General features: G+C 67.6%; 11 protein-coding genes. 8 read left to right on the forward strand and 3 right to left on the reverse strand.

Features of this window, described 5'->3' with window-relative positions; genetic code table 11:
* Nucleotides 1-99: 99 nt before the first annotated feature.
* Entirely contained in the window at nucleotides 100-3,261 is a 3,162-nt protein-coding gene (locus VGK32_04575; GenBank protein HEY3381018.1) for a TonB-dependent receptor, read from the reverse strand.
* 349 nt (nucleotides 3,262-3,610) lie between these two features.
* The gene (locus tag VGK32_04580) at nucleotides 3,611-4,741 is read right to left on the reverse strand and encodes a substrate-binding domain-containing protein (GenBank protein ID HEY3381019.1); all 1,131 of its coding nucleotides are present in this window, start codon (nucleotides 4,739-4,741) and stop codon (nucleotides 3,611-3,613) included.
* 378 nt (nucleotides 4,742-5,119) lie between these two features.
* On the opposite strand from VGK32_04580, the gene VGK32_04585 reads away from it, so the two are divergent.
* The 8 genes from VGK32_04585 (at nucleotide 5,120) to VGK32_04620 (ending at nucleotide 14,978) form a co-directional block, all read left to right on the forward strand.
* Nucleotides 5,120-6,514, forward strand: a complete 1,395-nt coding sequence (locus VGK32_04585; GenBank protein ID HEY3381020.1) for a sigma-54 dependent transcriptional regulator — start codon at nucleotides 5,120-5,122, stop codon at nucleotides 6,512-6,514.
* A 190-nt stretch (nucleotides 6,515-6,704) separates the two neighbouring features.
* A complete protein-coding gene (locus VGK32_04590; protein ID HEY3381021.1) occupies nucleotides 6,705-8,120 on the forward strand; it encodes a hypothetical protein in 1,416 nt (471 codons plus the stop codon).
* A gap of 58 nt (nucleotides 8,121-8,178) precedes the next feature.
* Nucleotides 8,179-8,796: a carboxypeptidase regulatory-like domain-containing protein gene (locus VGK32_04595; protein HEY3381022.1), complete on the forward strand. Its 618-nt coding sequence runs from the start codon at nucleotides 8,179-8,181 to the stop codon at nucleotides 8,794-8,796.
* A 20-nt stretch (nucleotides 8,797-8,816) separates the two neighbouring features.
* Nucleotides 8,817-10,730 (forward strand): FAD-dependent oxidoreductase, encoded by a 1,914-nt coding sequence (locus VGK32_04600; protein HEY3381023.1) that lies wholly within the window; start codon nucleotides 8,817-8,819, stop codon nucleotides 10,728-10,730.
* Nucleotides 10,727-11,197 carry a Rieske 2Fe-2S domain-containing protein gene (locus VGK32_04605; GenBank protein HEY3381024.1) on the forward strand — a complete coding sequence of 157 codons (471 nt, stop codon included), beginning with the start codon at nucleotides 10,727-10,729 and terminating at the stop codon, nucleotides 11,195-11,197. The genes VGK32_04600 and VGK32_04605 overlap by 4 nt, the downstream gene beginning before the upstream one ends.
* A gap of 45 nt (nucleotides 11,198-11,242) precedes the next feature.
* Nucleotides 11,243-12,493: a cytochrome b N-terminal domain-containing protein gene (locus VGK32_04610; GenBank protein HEY3381025.1), complete on the forward strand. Its 1,251-nt coding sequence runs from the start codon at nucleotides 11,243-11,245 to the stop codon at nucleotides 12,491-12,493.
* On the forward strand, nucleotides 12,487-14,523 hold the full coding sequence (locus VGK32_04615) for a c-type cytochrome (protein HEY3381026.1): 2,037 nt from the start codon (nucleotides 12,487-12,489) through the stop codon (nucleotides 14,521-14,523). The genes VGK32_04610 and VGK32_04615 overlap by 7 nt, the downstream gene beginning before the upstream one ends.
* An 8-nt stretch (nucleotides 14,524-14,531) precedes the next feature.
* The gene (locus tag VGK32_04620; protein HEY3381027.1) at nucleotides 14,532-14,978 is read left to right on the forward strand and encodes a cytochrome c; all 447 of its coding nucleotides are present in this window, start codon (nucleotides 14,532-14,534) and stop codon (nucleotides 14,976-14,978) included.
* Nucleotides 14,979-15,056: 78 nt separating this feature from the next.
* On the opposite strand, the gene VGK32_04625 is transcribed toward VGK32_04620, so the two are convergent.
* Nucleotides 15,057-16,238, reverse strand: a complete 1,182-nt coding sequence (locus VGK32_04625; GenBank protein HEY3381028.1) for a hypothetical protein — start codon at nucleotides 16,236-16,238, stop codon at nucleotides 15,057-15,059.
* Nucleotides 16,239-16,339 lie beyond the last annotated feature (101 nt).

The raw sequence follows: 16,339 nt of genomic DNA on the forward strand, positions 1-16,339 counted from the left end.
CTTCGACTCCGTCGTGTTGACCAACGTCTCGCGCGGAAAGCGCCCGTTCCACAGGGTGCGCAGGGCGCGAAGCGTGGTCGACACCCGTGAGCTCAGGGTCTAGAACGACAGCTTCGCACCAAGCTGGATCACCCGCATGGAGCGGGTCGAGGTCACCCGGCCGAACGTCGTGCTCGTGGTGCTGGTCGACGGATTGTTGAGGTTCACCTGGTTGAACGCGTTGAACGCCTCGATGCGGACCTGCAGCACGGTCCGCCTGATCGAGACACTCTTGATCAGCGACACATCGGTGTTGAAGTAGGACGGGCCGCGCAGCGAGTTGCGCTCGAGGTTCCCGAGCGTCCCCTGCGACGGGAACGAGAAGCCGGACAGCTTGAATGCCCCGGTGAGCCAGTCGTCCTGCGTCTTGCTCCCGAGGTTCAGATCACTGGTTGGCCCGTTGATGCGATCACCCGTCACGCCATCCGCATTGAAATCGCACGTCGGGTAGGTCGACGGGCACGTCACGTTGAACGGGGCGCCGCTCTGCCAGAAGGTGATCGTGTTGATCTGCCAGCCGCCGAACACCGCGTTCATCGCCTTGTGGGCCGAGTTGAACGGAATCTGCCACAGGATGTTCGCCGCAATCTTGTGGCGGATGTCGTAGTCCGCGTACCCGTAGTCGAGCTGCGGCTGCGTGACCTCGGTGGCGCTTGCCGGCGTGTCGTACGTCTTGCCGAACGTGTACGCGAACTGGAACGAGAGGCCGTGGTCCAGCCGCCGCTTCAGGCCGAGGGCCAAGCCGTTGTACTTCGAGTCGATGCGGCTCTCCGCCAGCCCGACGCTCGCGAAGCTCGGGTTGAGCCGGTTGCGCACGCCGTCCAGCATGTCACCCGCGAACCGGTTGTAGTCCTCGCCGCCCGGGCCGTCGGTGCTCATCAGGTTCCGGCCTGCCGACCCGATGTAATTGACGTCCAGGACGAGCTTCCACGGCATCTCGCGCTGGATCCCGGCAAACCAGTTGTACGAATACGGGGTCGTGGTAGCCGGATCGATGACCCGCAGCGCCACGCGGGCGCCCTTGATGCCCCCGTTTGCGTCCACACCGCGCCCGAGCGCCGGGTTGTCAGGATAGTTCGGCCCGAGCGTGTAGACGATGGGCGTGCCGTTCTGCACGCCGGCAGTCGCCTGCGCGAACTGCGGCGGGTTGAACTTCTCGTCGCTCCAGACGGTGTTGTTGATCCGGTTGTAGGAGATGCCCCAGCCGCCGCGAACGACCATCCGACCCGTCGTGGTCGGATCCCACGCGAAGCCGAAACGCGGCGCGACGTTGTTCCAGTCGGTGTTGTACAACCTGTCCGCGGCCACGGCCTTCGCCGTCGCGATCTGCTCCTGCCGGGTCGAGCCGGAGCCGATCGAGATGGCGTTGAACTGCCCGGGCGACTTGGTCGGGTTGCCGAAATTGTCGTAACGCAGCCCGACGTTGAGGGTCAGGTTCGGCCGCACCTTCCAGTTGTCCTGGATGAACCCGGAGAACTCCTTCGTGCGGTAGTGCGACGTCGCGAAGATCGTCTTGCCGGTCGCCGGGTCCACCGCACGCGTCTCGGTGAACGGCTCGTCGTCGGCGAAGTCGAAGATGCTCTGGAAGCTGTAGTTCGGACGCTGCCAGTGGTGCATCTCGCTGTCGTCCGCGCCCCAGCTGAACTGCCCGCCCATCCGCAGGCTGTGGCTGCCGCGCGTCATCGTCAGCGTGTCCTTGAATTCGAAGTTGTTCTGCGTGTAGTAGATGGGGTGCCAGAAGTCCACGCCGAATCCCGGGATGCCGCCGATCGCCGAGATGGAGATCGTCGGCGTCTCGGGCGTCGGGTCGCCGGTCTCACCGTGCATCCGCACGAAGCCGAATCCCACCTCGTTCAAGATCGTATTGGAGAGGACCTTCGTGTAGCCGAGCGTGAAGAGCTGGTTGGCGACCGGGTACGGGTGGTTGAACGCGGAGCGCACGTAGTTGGTCCACGTCTCGATGCCCGAGCTGTAATAGGTGCCGCGGATCCGGTCGTTGCCCCCGTTCATCACGTGGTCGATGCGAACGTTGAACTGGTTGCCGGTCCGGTTGTTCCGGCTGTTGTAGTTGATCTGCCCGACGTCCGGGATGCCGTCCAGTGTCTTCGAGTAGACGTTCGCGCCCTTCGCCGGGCTGCCCAGGTCCGTGAGGCCGGTCGTCGGGTAGGACGGCGGCCGGTACGTGCTGAGCAGCTTCGCCGCGATCGAGTTGGGCCGGGTGGACGTGACGTAGTTGACGAACGCCTCGGTCTCCACGGTGACGAGCGAGCCCGACCCCGAGACCTCGCGCACGCCCTCGAACGACCCGAAGAAGAAGGTCCTGTCCCGCTTGACCGGCCCGCCGAAGCTGCCGCCGAAGTCGTTGCGCTTGAAATCGGGCTTCTTGGTCTCGAACATGCCACGGGCGCGCAGCGACTGGTCGCGGTGGAACTCGAACAGGCTGCCCGAGAACCGGTTGGTCCCTCCACGGGTGACGATGCTGACCGCCGCGCCGCTGTTGCGGCCGTACTCGGCCGACTGGTTGTTCGAGATGACCTGGAACTCCTGCACCGCTTCGGCGTTCGGCACGACCAGCACGGTGCCGCCCCACGGCGTCCCGTTGATGCTCATCCCATCGACCATCGCGTTGTTGCCGCTGCCGCGCTGGCCGCTCGCCGTGATCCCGAGCCCCTGCTCGGCGGACAGGAAGTCGGTCGAGCCCGGGATGCCGTTGATGCCCGGCTGCAGCGCGGCGAGGGCCATGACGTTCCGACCGACCAGCGGCAGCGCCTCGAGCTGCTTCCGTTCCACCACGGCGGACACGCTGGCAATCTCGGTCTGCACCATGGGCGCCTCACCGGTGACCGTGATGGTCTCGGCGATCGCTCCCGGCTGCAGGGTGAAGTTCAGGCCGAGCGTCGCGCCCACCTCGATGTCGACCTTCGGGCGCGAGAGCTTGCCGAAGCCTTGCAGTTCGACCGTCACATCGTAGACGCCGGGCTCGATGCTGGGGAGCCGGTAGACGCCGCGCTCGTTCGTGACCGTGCTCCGCGCAACGCGGGTGCCGGTGTTGGTGGCGGTCACGGTCACGCCCGGCAGCACGCCGCCAGTCTGGTCGGTGACCGTGCCCTGGATGGTTGCCAGCTGCAGCTGGGCGACGGCCGGCACCGCGAGCGCGAGCAGGCAGAACAGGATGAGGGGGACGGCGGCTGCGATTCGCCGGCGGTAGAACCGGTTCTTCATGACACTCCTCCATCAACGAGGCCGGCCGGGGCGACCCGGCTGGTACCGGGCCGTCGTTCGGACGTAAACGTTCACGATTGGGGCCACGGCTTACCGTGAACGTTCACGGTGGGCCGTAGCTTAGGCAAAGACGGAGTCCCTGTCAACCGGATGCTCACCGGATGCTCACCGAATGCTCGAACGCGTGTTCGAACGCGTGCCCGAACACGCCAAGCGCTGCTCTGCGTCGCGGTCGTTGCACACGGGCGCTCGACCGGACCCATCGGCACGCTCGACGATGACGCGCGGTTGGCCGCGCCGGAGACGGCCGTCATGGAGCAGTTCGGCATGCTGCGCAGGCCGGCAAGTGTCAGCGTGGGCGAGGAGCCCGGGGCGACTCCAGATCGGGCGGGCGGGTTTCGAGGTCATCCCGGTCGGGACGCAGCCGGTCGAGCACCAGGTCGAGATTGCTCCGCATGACCACGTGCGGCACCACCATCAGCCGCGGCGGCGGAACGGTGCCGTCGAGCAGGAATTGGTAGAGCGCCTGCACCGCGAGGCGGCCCTGCGTGATCGGCCGCTGGTACACCGTGGCTGCCACCACGCCCTGGCGGATCCACGGCACGAGGTCCGGAAACAGGTCCGTCGTCACGACCGTCAACGATTCCGCGCGCCCATCCTGTCTGATCGCTTCCAACACCGGCAGCGAGTTCACCGTGCTGACGTAGATCCCCCGCAAGTCGTCGCGGGCCCTCAACAGGCTGACCGCCTGCCGATACCCCGCGCTCTCGTCGTCGTGTGCCTCGACGATCGACGCCATGGAGAACCGGGGGCCAGCCACCGCGAGGCTCGACTCGAATCCGCGGAGCTTGTCGGCGTGGTCCTGCGTCCCCAGCCACCCCGTGAAGAAGGCGACCGGACCTCCGCCAGGCAGGAAGCGCGCGAGGAGTTCGCCGGCCACAGCCCCCACGGTGAATGGGTCGGCGGACACCGACGTGAGTCGCTCGGTGCCCGGCGCGTCGGTGACGACGCACACGACCGGCACCTTCTTCCGGGCGGCGCGTTCGATCCACGGCTCGAGCGCGAGCGGGTCTCCCGGGGCAACGACCAGTCCGTGGACGCCGGCCTCGAGTGCCTCACGGAACGACTCGACGTCGCCGTGGCCGAGCCGCGCGTGGTCTCGGAACTCCACCTGGAGCGTCGGCTGGAGGAGTGCCGCCGCCTGGCGGACGCCGTCGCGGACCGGGTCCCAGAACAGCGCCAGCTCGCGCGGCAGATGGACCGAGATGCGGAGGGCCGTCCCCGCCTGCAGGCGGCGGGCAGCGAGGTTGGGGCGGTAGCCGAGCGCCGTGGCGGCTTCGAGCACCCGCGCCCGCGTCCCGGGGTTCACGCCAAGCTTGTCGTGCAGCGCGCGGTCCACGGTGCCAATCGACACGCCGAGCGCACGGGCAATATCCTTGATGCCAACCGGCCGTCCTGGAGTATTCGGTCGCGCCTTCACTCTCACACCTTTCGCGGCGTTCGCACGTGGTCCAGGCTTCCGGCCTGCGCCAGCCGCGGGCGGGGCAACGGCGGCTCGCGCGCGAAATCCCGCGCGGCGGCCGCCACGAAGCGACCCCATTGTAACCGCCGTTGAGCCACGACCGCCGTGGCGTTCTCGGCGACGATCGCCGGTCAGTGGGCGCAGCGGGTACAACCAGGAAGCCTGCAAGGACACGATAGGCCAGAGCGGCGACGGCTGTGCTTGACCCGGCGCGACGGCGGGCACTACGCTGAAACTGGCTTCCGAATTGTCAGCCTGAGTTCTCTCGCCGCGGCCATCGGCGCGACTGCCCGGCACGCGCGGCTCGGACCTCACGCTGCGCTGAGAGTGTGAATTGTGCCCCCCGAGCCCTCTTCCGCGCGTGAACTGTTGGTCTGCACGGCCGATCGGTCACGTGGCGACGCGCTTCTGGCGTTGCTGGCGCGCCATGGGCTGATCGGTCGCGTCGCTCCCACCGAGCCGCAGGCGCTCGACTGTCTCGATCGCAACCCCAGGCTGGCGCTGCTCATCGTCGATACGGACGTGCAGCACCCCGACGGTGCCTCGCTGTTGCTCGCGGCCCGCCAGGTCCGGTCCGACGTCGGCGTCATCATCCTCAGCGACACCCCGTCCATCCGGGCGGCGACAGAAGCCATTCGACGCGGGGCGGAGGACTTCGTCCCATTCCCGTGCTCGGACGACGCGTTGATGGGATCGATTACACGCGCGTTGGGCGCCTCGACCCAGGGCGCGCCCGCCGGCTTGCCCATTTCGCGCACCACCGACGACGATCAACTGGCGGCGCTGTCGAGCCTGGCGCCAGCCATGACGCGGCCGCTCGAACTGGCTCGGGCGGCGATGCGAAGCGACACTCCGGTCCTCATCGTCGGGGAGACGGGCACGGGCAAGGAGAGATTGGCCAGGGCGATCCATGCCAGCAGTCCGAGAGCTGCGCGGGCGTTCGTCCCGGTCAACTGCACGGCGCTGCCGGCGGATCTGCTCGAGAGTGAACTCTTCGGACACCGTCGCGGCGCATTCACCGGAGCCGTGAGCGATCATCGCGGGCTCTTCCTCGCCGCCAACCGCGGGACCATCTTTCTCGACGAGATCGCGGATCTGCCGCGCGCTGCGCAGCCCAAGCTGCTACGTGTCCTGCAGGACGGCGAGATTCGGCCCGTGGGCGGCCTCGACCGGGTGAGAGTCGATGCACGCATCATCGCGGCAACGAACCGAACCATCCGCGAAATGCACGACGGCGCGATGCGGGACGATCTCTTCTACCGGCTCACGATCCTGGTGATCGAGCTTCCCCCGCTTCGACTCCGGCGCGAGGATCTGCCGGAGCTCGTGCCGCGCCTGCTGGCCAGGTTCCAGTCGAACGCTCGCCGCTGCAGCATCACCCACGAGGCGCTCGACCTGATCCGCGAATTGCCGTTCCCGGGGAACATCCGCCAACTGGAGAACCTGCTGCAGGCGGGCGTGGCCCTGTTGCCCACGCACCGCGACACGCTGACGAGACACGACATCGCGCAACTCGTGACGCCCGACCACCGGACACCTGACGTGGCATTCGATTTCCACCCGGAAGCGCTTCGATTGTCCACGCTCGAGCAGCGGGCGATCGGCGCCGCGCTCAATCGATCCGGGGGCAACAAGACGCGCGCCGCCGAGTTGCTCGGCATCTCGCGCGATACCCTTTATCGGAAGCTGAAGGAGTTCGCCGACGAGCCGGAACTGCGTCCGACATTCTGACGACTCCGCCGTAGTACGCCCGATTCTCTGACAGTGCGCCGTGTTGCGCCGTGGCGCCGACCGCGCATCAGCAGGCCGAAAGGCCCATCAACACGACATCCCCACCTCGAGAGTTCGCGTCACGGGCGCCCGGCCCGGGCCTTGCGTAATGAGATCACTACGCACAGACCAACTCCAAGGAGTGTCCGGCATGGCTGAGCCCTCACCGCGCCGCGTGGCTGTCTCGATGTCAGTCGGCTGGCTGATTGTCCTGCTCATCGGGCTCGGCGCGACAGACGCCAGCGCGATTCCGGCGTTCGCGCGGAAGTACCAAACGAGCTGTCAGACCTGCCACGTCGTCTTCCCGAAGTTGAACGCCTTCGGGGAAGCGTTTCGATTGGCGGGCTACCGGATGCCGAAGGAAACCGAGGAGATGATCAAGGAGAAGCCGGTCAGCCTCGGATCGCCGGCGTACAAGCGGCTCTGGCCCAAGGCGGTCTGGCCGGGAGAAATCTCGAGCGCGGTCCCGCTGGCGGTCAACTTCAAGTTCGCCGACGTGAATACCTCCACGCTGAACGCGGATGGCACGGTCACCAAAGTCTGGAACGACTTCCAGTTCCCGCAGGAGGCGAACATCTTTGCGGCCGGCACGCTCGGAGAGCACGTGTCGTACCTGGGAGAATTGAGCTTCTCCCAGAATCCGGACGACTCCGTCTCCGTGTCGATCGAGCACGCCAACATCGCCTTCGACTCGCCGTTCGGTCCCGAGAACATGTTCCACTTCAAGGTCGGCAAGTTCACGCCCAACCTGGTGGACGGGTTCCAGGAAATGTGGATCTCGACCGATGCGGGGATCGACACGGCGTTCGCGTACAACCCCATCGGGCTCCACGGGGGCACCGGGCTCGTCGAGGGCATCAGCCCCGAGCCCATCGGCCTGCCGAAGCTGATCCGGGGGATCGAGGGGTATGGAATCGTCAACCACCGGATCCTGTACGTGGCCGGCATTGCCAACGGGATCTCGCCGGGCCCGAACGGACGGTTCGACGGCAACAACGCGAAGGACTACTACGCGCGGGTCGACTACAAGTTCGGCGGCATGGGGCTCGACGGCGACATGGGCGGCCGCGAGGCGCCGGCCGAGAACTGGCGCGACGACTCGCTGCGAGTCGGCGCCTTCGTCTACCGCGGCGACGGATCGGACATCAACTACTCGCTGACGACCGACGCGCAGACGCCGGTCAACATGCAGGACGTCAACTTCCTGCGGACCGGCCTGTATGCGAGCGTCTACTGGCGCGACCTGAACGTCTACACCGCGTACGTCCACGGCACCGACACGCTGCGGACGTTCGATCCGGCGAACCGCGCCCAACTCGACGAGATCTCGCCCTCGTATCACTCCTGGTTCGCGCAGGCCGATTACGTCTTCTACCCCTGGCTCCACGGGGCATTTCGCTACGAACTCCTGAGGCCGGGCGATCCCGACGCGCCGAGCGTGCGACTGGTGGTGGCCAATGCCAGTGCGCTCATTCGAGCCAACGTCAAGGCGATCGTCGAGTATCAACGCGACCTCGAGACCGGCGAGAACCACTCGTTCAACATCGTCGTCCGCTTCGCGTTCTGAGAGACGCGACCGGCAGCACACCGACGCCCGGAACCACGCGACACCACGGGAGACTCGCATGACCTGCCACCGCCGATTGATCGTCTTCGTCATCGCCGTCGCGATCGGCCTGGTTGTCGCGCTTCCAGGCGCGCACGCCGCCGGGCCCGCAATCACGGGAACCGTGAAGGCCACAGGACTCTCGTCGAATGCCGACGCCGTCGTGTTCGTCGTGCAGGCGCCCGGCACCTTCAAGCCGCCCGCCGAGCCGATGACCATGGATCAGAAGCAGTTCCAGTTCATCCCGCACGTGATGCCCGTCGTGCTCGGCACGGTCGTCAAGTTCCTCAACAGCGATCCCACGCCGCACAACGTGTTCTCGCCGGACTTCGAGAAGTACAACCTGGGCACGTGGCCTCAAGGTCAGACCAAGGACCGCCCGTTCGCGGCGTGCGCGAAGTTCCCCTGCGTCTACACCCAACTGTGCCGCGTGCACCCGGAGATGGAGGGGTTCGTCGTCGTCGTGCAGAACCCGTACTTCGGCGTCACCGACAAGGCCGGCCATTTCGCGATCGACGGCGTTCCACCGGGCAGTTACACGCTGGCCGTGTGGCATCCGAAGCTCAAGGCGCAGCCCAAGCCGGTGATTGTCGAGGCGGGAAAGCCCGCGACCGTGGACTTCGTGCTCGCCCGGTGACGCGTGACGGAGGCAGACGCATGGCCTGGCGCCTCTACCCGACGGTCGTGCCGACGTTTCAGTACTTCCTCGATCTGATCCCGTGCCGGACCGCGTGTCCGGTGCACACCAATGCCGGCGCATACGTCCGCGCGGTCGCCGACGGCAACACCGCGCGAGGCTATGACATCGCCCGCGCACCCAACCCGCTCGCGTCGGTCTGCGGGCGGATTTGCGCCCATCCGTGCGAGTCGAAATGCCGGCGGGGCACCATCGACCAGCCGATCTCCATTCGCGCGCTGAAGCGCACGCTGACCGAACGCCACGGCGTCGAGAACCGGATCGGCGCGCCCCGGACGACGCCGCTCCAGCCGCTGGGCCTGGCCGTTCGAGAGGGCGGGGAGGCCAGGCGGATCGCGGTCGTCGGCGCCGGCCCGGCCGGCGTCAGTTGTGCGCACGACCTCGCGATGATGGGCTACCGGGTCACCCTCTTCGAGGCGGCACCGGTCGCCGGCGGAATGTTGTATCAGGGCGTGCCCGAGTACCGCCTGCCGCGCGACATCATCCGCAGCGAGATCGACCAGGTCCTGGCGCTTGGCGTGGAGTTCCGTCCCAACTGGCGGCTGGGTCGTGACTTCACGGTGGCAGACCTGATGCGCAACGACTACGCCGCGGTCTTCCTGGGCCTCGGCGCGACGCGCGGGCGCGACCTGAACATCCCCGGCCGCGAACTCGACGGCGTCATCAACGGCGTCGACTTCCTGCTCAACGTCAATCTCGGTTACCACGTCGCGGTTGGCGAACGCGTGGTCGTGATCGGCGGCGGCAACGTGGCGATCGACGTCGCGCGCACGGTGCTGCGGTACGCCCAGCCCGAGGAGCGCGCGGACGTTCCGCGCGGCGCAAGTGAACTGCTCCAGGCGTGGGGCTACGACAACGCCTTCATCGACGCGGCCCGCACGGCGCTGCGCCTCGGCGCCCGTCACGTGCAGCTCGTGTGCCTCGAGTCCAGGAACGAGATGCCGGCGACGCCGATCGAGGTCAACGAGGCCGAGGAAGAAGGGATCACGCTGCTGGCGGGACGAGGACCGAAGGCGATTCTCGGGTCGGGCAATCGCGTGTCGGCGCTGGAGACGATCGACGTGGCGTCGGTGTTCGACGCCGGCGGTCGCTTCAACCCGAGCTTCGTCGCCGGAAGCGAGAAGCGCGTCGAGGCGGACACCATCATCCTGGCCGTCGGGCAGCAGCCCGACACGGCCTGTCTGTCGGCGGACTCGGAGATCGAGATCACGCCGCGCGGGCTGGTGGCGGTGGACCCGCGCACGCTCTCGACGACCCTCCCGGGCGTGTTCTGTGGAGGCGACCTCGCATTCGGCCCGCGCATCGTGATCGAGGCCGTCGCTGACGGAAAGCGCGCCGCGCTCGCGATCCACGAGCACCTCGGCGGCGGAGCCGTGCCCCGAGCGAAGGCGCGCTTCGTTCTCACCGGGCTCGACCGGTCGGGCGATCACTACGACCGGATTCGGCGGCACGAACCGCCGAGCCTGGCCGTGACCAGGCGGACGGGCTTCCGGGAGGTCGAGGAAGCGTATGGAGAGTCGGAAGCCCGCGCTGAAGGCTCCCGCTGCCTGCAGTGCAACGTGCAGACGGTCTTCGACTCGGAACGATGCATCCTGTGCAGCGCCTGCGTGGAGATCTGTCCGGAGGCCTGCCTGACGCTCGTACCCGTGTCGCAACTGCGTGGCGGAGTGGAATTGGACGGCGTCCGCCAGGCCCTCGACGCGGGCGAGGATGCCGGCGCGATCGTGAAGGACGAGGAGCGCTGCATCCGCTGCGGCCTGTGCGCGGTGCGTTGCCCGACCAGGGCGATCACGATGGAGCTGCTCGATCTCGACGAGTCGCCGGTCACGGCGCTCGGTCTGTTCCACGAAGGGATGGGAGAGGCGCGGCGATGAGCGTGACGCCAGACCGCGCGGCAGACGGCGCAAATCGCCGCCAGTTCTTCCTGGCCGGCGTCGTGGCCCTCGGTGTGTCGGTGACCGGATTCGTCGCCAGCACCTTGCGGTTTCTCGTGCCCAACGTGCTCTACGAGCCCCCAGGCCGCTTCACCATCGGCAACCCCGCCGACTTTCCGCCGGGCTCGGTCACCTTCCTCGAAGACCGTCGTCTGTTCGTGTTCAACACGGCCGAGGGCTTCTACGGCGTCTCGTCGGTCTGCACGCACCTCGGATGCAACGTCAAGCGAGGGGGGCCGGGATTCCAGTGCCCGTGCCACGGGAGCCAGTTCGACGACAGCGGCCGCGTCGCACGCGGGCCGGCCCCCACGCCGCTCGCCTGGTATGCGCTCAGTCTCTCGGCGCGCGGCGAACTGGTCGTGGACGTGGATCGAACCGTTGGGCCGGACTTCCGGCTGCGGGTGTGAGTCTCTCGCGCCCCGAACACTCGAACGCGTCTCGCGGAGCAACCAGTGACTGAGACGATCGTCCGCCGAACGGCGGGATGGCTCACGGCGATCGGAAGATCGGTGGCTCGAATCGGCTGGCCGCGTACCGACAAGGACCGCGCGGCCGTGATGATCTCCAGCCTGTTCCTCCACATCCATCCGGCGCGCGTCAGTCGGCACGCGCTGCGGCCTCGCGCCACGCTCGGGCTCGGCCTGGTCTCGGCGGTGCTCTTCGGGGTGCTCACGGTTACCGGGCTCGCCCTGATGCTCTATTACGTCCCGTATCCCAACGAGGCGTACCGGAGCATGAAGGATCTGCAGTTCGTCGTGACCTTCGGTGTGGTGCTCCGCAACATGCACCGCTGGTCGGCCCACGCGATGGTGGCCGTCGTCTTCCTGCACCTGTGCCGGGTGTTCTGGACGGGCTCCTACAAGGCGCCTCGCGAGTTCAACTGGATCGTCGGCGTCTCTCTGCTGCTCCTGACCCTGGCCCTCTCGTTCACCGGCTACCTGTTGCCGTGGGATCAGCTCGCCTACTGGGCGATCACCGTCGGGTCGAGCATCGCCGCGTACACACCGCTCGTCGGCCGCGAGGTCAAGTTCCTGCTGCTCGGAGGTCACGTCATCGGGCCGATGACGCTGCTGCGCTTCTACGTCTTCCACTGCGTGGTGCTGCCAGGCCTGGTCGTGATGCTGGTGTCACTCCACATCTGGCGCGTGCGGAAGGACGGCCTCAGCGGCCCCACGGTCACGGTGGCACCGGTGGAAGAGACGGGCGGGGTGTTCCCGCCGTCGACGAAGACCTACGGCCTGATGGCACTCACCAGGCGGCCGTCGGCGTCGGTGGCGGCGCGCGATCCGCACGACGAAGTGTTCGCCTGGCCGCACCTGTTGTACCGCGAGTTGCTGGTGACGCTCGCGGTCGTCGTCGCGCTCCACATCGTGTCGCTGCTGTTCAATGCGCCGCTCGAGGAGATGGCCGATCCGACCCGGACCCCCAACCCCGCCAAGGCGCCCTGGTACTTCCTCGGCCTCCAGGAACTCGTCCACTACTCGGCGTTCGTCGGCGGGGTGCTGGTGCCGACCGCGATCGTGGCGGCACTCATCGCGCTGCCGTATCTCGACCGGAACCCGCATGGTGCCGGCGTCTGGTTCGCTTCGGAGCGTCGTCTCGCCAACACGATCTTCACGGCGATCGTCGCCGTGGCGATCGTCCTGACGGTGGTCGGCACGCTCTTCCGCGGAGCGAACTGGGCCTGGGTGTGGCCATGGTAGCGAGGTTCCACGTTGCGTTTGCCCTGCTGAGCGTCGCGTTCCTGGTGGTCTTCTCGTGGGTGTTTCTCAGCGAATACGGCGCCGAGTGGCGGGCGGTGCAGGCGCGGTTCGGGACCATCGAGCGGTCGCTCAAGAACCCGCACCAGCTCGCGCAGGCGTCACCGGTCGGTGGCCTCCGGCAAGTGTGGCTCGCCGACCTCGGCCGCGTGGACCGCTGCACGACGTGCCACCTGGGAATCGACGACCCCGCGTTCGCATCGGCGCCCCAGCCGTTCCGCACGCACCCGGGCGCGTGGCTGACGACGCACCCGGTCGAGCGCTACGGTTGCACGGTGTGCCACGACGGACAGGGCGAGGCGACCGACTATCGGCACGCCGCACATCAGCCGATCCCGTTCGTTCAGCGGCCCATGCGGACGCTCGAGACCATCGAAGCCACGTGCGGCAGTTGTCACCGGGCCATCGATCCCCCAGATGCCCCGATGCTGCAGACCGGGCGCCGCCTGATCGCGGAATCCGGGTGCGTGAGCTGCCACGAGATTCCCGGCTTCGAGTCGACGACGTTCAGCGGCCCGGCGCTCGACAGCCTCGCCTACAAGGTGCGGCCCGGCTGGCTGCAGGGCTGGCTGCGGGATCCCAAGTCGTATCTGCCCCATTCGAAGATGGGGAATTTCAGGCTGACCGCGACCGAGGTCACCGGCCTCCAGGCGCTGCTCCTGTCCCAGCGCGACACGTTACCCGCCGACAGCACCGCGATTGACTGGAAGAAAGGGGACACCGCCAAGGGCAAGGCGCTCTTCGGCGAGCTGCGCTGCGTGACCTGCCACGCGGTCGAGGGGCGGGGCGGCACCACGGGGCCAGAACTGACGCGAATAGGGGACAAGGTGCGTCGCGACTGGCTCTTCGGCTTCCTGAAGGATCCGCACCGCGACCAGCCGCAGACCGCGATGCTCCAGTACCGCCTCACCGATGACCAACTGCGCGACCTGACGGCGTTCCTCCTGGACGAATACAAGACGGGCACCGAGCCGGAAACCGCGTCGGCGCCGTACCAGGACGCACCTACCGTTGCCGCCGGGCGGGCTGTCTTCGTGCGGCGCGGCTGCTACAGCTGCCACCGGCTCGCCGGCATTCGAGCGACCGGTAGAATCGGACCGAGCCTGGCTGGAGTCGCCGACCGTGACCCCGACGAGGAGACCTACGGTTCATCGAGCGTTCGACACTCGACCGACAACTACATCTACCTGAAGGTGCTGAAGCCGGACGCGCTCGGTTCTCCATCCCTGATGCCGACTTTTGGGTTTGCTCCAGGGGACGCGGCAGCCGTCGCCGTGGCGCTTGCGAGCCTCCGCAAGGGCGACCTTCCGGCATCCCGTGTGCAGCAGGCCATTCCACCGAAGCCCTACCAGCTTCGCGGACCGTTCGGCGATCTGGCTACCCGGTATCGATGCCTGAGTTGCCACAGCATCGACGGATCCGGCGGCACGCTCTCAACCGTGCCGCTCGACCGGATCGGCAGCCAGTTGCGGCGAGACTACCTGGCGTCGTACCTGCTCAACCCGGGCGCGGTCCGGGTCAGCCTCGAGGCGCGGATGCCGCAGTTTCACATGTTGCCGACCGAGGCGTCTGCCATCGCCGACTACGCCGCGGCCGTGTTCCTCGATGACACACTCGACCGCTACGACGCGAACTTCACGGCCGAGGACGGCCGCCGCGGGGGCGCCCTGTACCGACAGTTGGGATGCGTGGGGTGCCACCAGATCAACTCACAGGGCGGATACGTTGGGCCCGACCTGTCCGACACTGGCGCGCGGTTGCGGCCCGGGTGGATCGACGCGTGGCTGATGCACCCGGCTCAGTACAAGCCGGGCACGCTGCAGCCCGACTACGGGCTGTCAGCGGCGGACTCGCGATCGCTGACGGCGTACTTGAGCGGCCTGCACGCGCCGGCGGCCAAGGTCGTGCCTGGCCGGGCTCGAACCTCGGCTCGCGGCCTGTCCGATTGGACTCGGCCGAACGGAACACAGTAGGAGGTCTCGTGCGAGTCTTGCGCCTGATCGCGGCGATGGCGATAGTGGTGCCTGGCGCTGCGGGATGCCACGGGAAGGGCGCCGTCCAGATGACGGACCCGATGCTCGAGGCCCTGCGCGCGCAGTCGCGAGAGGCGGGCCTCGGTTACGCGGAGGCGCAGGGCAAGCACCTGTTCGATCGCTACTGCGCCACGTGCCACGGCGACGGCGGGAAGGGCGACGGTCAGAACGCCTCGAATCTCACGCCGCCGCCGCCCGACCTCACTGCCCCGAAGCGGCCGCCCGATCAGGGCGACCTGCGCAAAGTGATCGCGGAAGGCAGCGCGGCCATGGGCCGCTCGCCGCTCTCACCGCCATATGGCCGGAGCCTCAGCGCCCAGGAGATCGATTACCTGACGCTGTACTGCCGGGCGCTCGCACGCCCCGCCCCGAAGAAGCAGGGCGGTGGCGGCTGAGCGAAGGTGAGTGAACTGAATTCAGTGCAGCAGATCCTCGATCGGAATCAGTGACAGCGCCTCAGAACGCGTGCCCTGCTAGTCCGGGATCCCACCGCTCGGCACCGGGTTGGCTGGCCACACCTCGAGGAACTGGACGGTCGTGGCGCGGCCCCCGTAGCCAAGGCTGTAGATGTCGTAGGCGTGCCATGCGCCGTCGATGACGATCGTCAGCTTGTCGCAGGAAATGGCACCCGACGGGTTCTGCTGGCGCCCTGCCTGGAAGCCGCCCAGTTGCAGGTGCCAAATCGTCCGGAGCAGCAACTGCTCGGCCGCGGCAACCGCCTCACCCTCGGTCCCGAAGACGGCCGTGTACTGCGGGAACTCCTTCGCGGTCGCGTAGACGATGTCGCTGGCTCGTTGGGCTGTCAGCGGCCCGCCCGGGACGTGGTTGCCGCTCGGCGGCGGCGTCGTGACCGACACGGGCGTGACGAAGTTCTGCGTCTGCGTCCACGGACTCGTGTGCTGGCCGTCCGAGGCCTGCGCGCGCCAGTACCAGACGGTCCCTGCCACGAGTGCGGACGGCGGCGCGTACGACGTCTGGTTCGACTGCTCGGCGACCGCGCCCGACATGACGTTCGACACGAACATGTAATCGCGGCTCACCTGGAATTGGTACGAAATCGCGCCGGCGGGCCCCGACCGGCTGGCGTTGTTGATCAGCAGGGTCGGCTGCGCATTCGCCGTCGTCACGCCGTTGATGGGCGAGACCGCGGTGGGCGCATTGACCGCCACCGGCGTCGCGCGCCTCAGTGTCTCGGTGCCGTTCACCGGGCCGAAGCACGTGGTGCCGGAGTAGGTGATAGGGAGCGTTTCGCCGCTGACTGTGCCGGTTCCGCTCAGTGTGAAGGCGCACACCGAGAGGCCGGTCGCCGTGCCCGATCCGCTCGCGGTCACGGTCACCTTTGACCCGTTGAGCTGACCCTGTCCCGAGCCCGTGACGGTGTAGGGGCCGCACACGGCCGAAAAGTCACCCGCGATCGACGTCGCCGTCTGGCTCGTCACCTGCCACTGGAAGTTTCCGCACGACGTCGGCGAACTTGTCGGAGACGTGCCGGTGGCCGACGTCCATGTCCCCGTATATGACGGCGCGGCCGGAGTACCCGGCGTCGGGTTGGTGTTGGTTGGGGCTGTCGGGTTGCTCTTCTGCTCGAACGAGCACGCCGTCGCCAGCATGGCCATGGCCGCCAGGGTGATGAGTGCGGATACACGTCTGGTCATCACCAGAGATTATCGGCAGGGGGCGCTGGAGCTTTAGTGGGCATCCGCGCGAGGATCGTCTTCCTGCTGTCTCAAGAAACCTCAGCCGGTGCCGATTAGGC

This window comes from Vicinamibacterales bacterium, from assembly GCA_036504215.1.
In the GTDB taxonomy this organism is placed as follows: Bacteria; Acidobacteriota; Vicinamibacteria; order Vicinamibacterales; family Fen-181; genus FEN-299.